1 protein-coding gene is annotated in these 438 nt (G+C 57.3%); it reads right to left on the bottom strand.

The window, feature by feature from the left end; all coding sequences use genetic code 11:
- A partial coding sequence (locus tag AACQ83_RS24465; protein WP_146747966.1) for a hypothetical protein occupies positions 1-438 on the bottom strand: 438 nt, incomplete at both ends.

Below are 438 nucleotides of genomic sequence, written 5' to 3'. Positions count from 1 at the left end.
TGACAGCAGCTTTGCCGTCCTGTGCGCTGTTATTCAGCGTCCCCGTCTGGAGGGCGAGTTGGTCACCGTAAATGCGCCCGGTGCCGGTATTGTTCAGGGTGTTGGCCGTGAGATGGGTCAGGCCGCCGTCAATCAATCCGGTATTGTTCAGCGTATCGTGGACCTTGATTTGCGTTTGCCCGGCGCTGATTTCACCGGCGGCGCTGTTGGTAAGATTTCGCGCGCCAAGATACAGCGCCTGACCGGCTTTTATCTGGCGGTCATTGAGGAGATTGCCGGTGGTTTTCAGGGTCAGATTGCCATTGGCTGCGGTGTTGCCGGTATGGTGAAAATCCTCGGTTAAGGTGACGGCCATATCCCCCTGCGATAACAGTTGGCCGTCACCGCTGAGGGCCTCGGCGTTAATATCCACCTGTTTTCCGGCAATCAAGGTGCCCT

This window comes from Photorhabdus sp. S10-54, assembly GCF_963878145.1.
Classification (GTDB): Bacteria; Pseudomonadota; Gammaproteobacteria; order Enterobacterales; family Enterobacteriaceae; genus Photorhabdus; species Photorhabdus kayaii.
This window is presented reverse-complemented; position numbering and strand designations above follow the sequence as displayed.